Raw genomic sequence first — 1013 nt, 5'->3', positions numbered from 1 at the left:
GACAAGTATTTAAAGGCAGATTAAAAAATGGGGAAAAGGTCGTTGTAAAAATACAGAGGGAAAATATAAAGCCTGTTGTGGAAATTGATTTGGAAATTATGAAAAACCTTGCAAAAACTTTGGAAAATTATTATGAAGATATAAAAAAAATGAATATTGGAAATATTGTGGAAAGTTTTGAGAAAGTGCTAAATGAGGAACTTTCCTTAAATAATGAACTTCGTAATATGCAGCGATTTGCAAATAACTTTAAAGAGGATGACAGAATTCATGTGCCAACTGTGTATAAGCAGCTTTCCAACGATCGTATTCTCACAATGGAAATGATAGAAGGCTTTAAAATTACCGACAAGGAAAAAATAATAGAAATAGGGCAAGATCCTAAAAAAATAGCTAGAATTGGACTTGACCTTTATTTAACGCAATTTTTGAAGTATGGATTTTTTCATGCTGATCCTCATCCTGGAAATATTTTTTTAAAGGAAAATGGGCAAATTGTATTTATTGATTTTGGGGCAATGGGAAAACTTTATCCAAATGAGCGAGAATTTTTAATTAATTTGATTATTTATTCACTAAAAAAAGATGTGAAAAAAATGGTTGAAACAATACAGGAATTAGCGATTAAATTTGAAGTGCCAGATGAAAGGAAATTTGAGAGGGAACTTTATGGGATAATCGAAATGATTGATGAAAATTCACTAGAAAATATAGATATTGTTACAATTTTTGAAAAAGCGAGAAAAATATTCAGTGATAATCAAATTTTACTTTCAGAAGATATTTATTTGCTGATAAAGGGAATTGGGCAAATTGAAGGAATTGGACGGCATTTAGATCCAAATCTTAATATTAATGAAGTTATGCAGCCATATATGGACAAAATTGTAAAGGAGAGAATAAATCCGATTAATATTTTTAAAAAGGAAACAAGAAAACTGGAAACTTTTTCTGAAAACTGGCTAACTTTGCCGACAGATTTAAAAACAATTTTGGAAAAAATTCAAAAAAAT

At 29.0% G+C, this 1013-nt stretch carries 1 protein-coding gene; it reads left to right on the top strand.

Annotated features, from left to right (window positions below):
• Positions 1-1013 (top strand): AarF/ABC1/UbiB kinase family protein (locus Q0370_RS04090; protein ID WP_299572491.1); only part of this gene is annotated, 1013 nt, incomplete at both ends.

Origin of the sequence: uncultured Leptotrichia sp. (assembly GCF_938036635.1) — a bacterium.
Taxonomy (GTDB): domain Bacteria; phylum Fusobacteriota; class Fusobacteriia; order Fusobacteriales; family Leptotrichiaceae; genus Leptotrichia; species Leptotrichia hongkongensis.
This window is presented reverse-complemented; position numbering and strand designations above follow the sequence as displayed.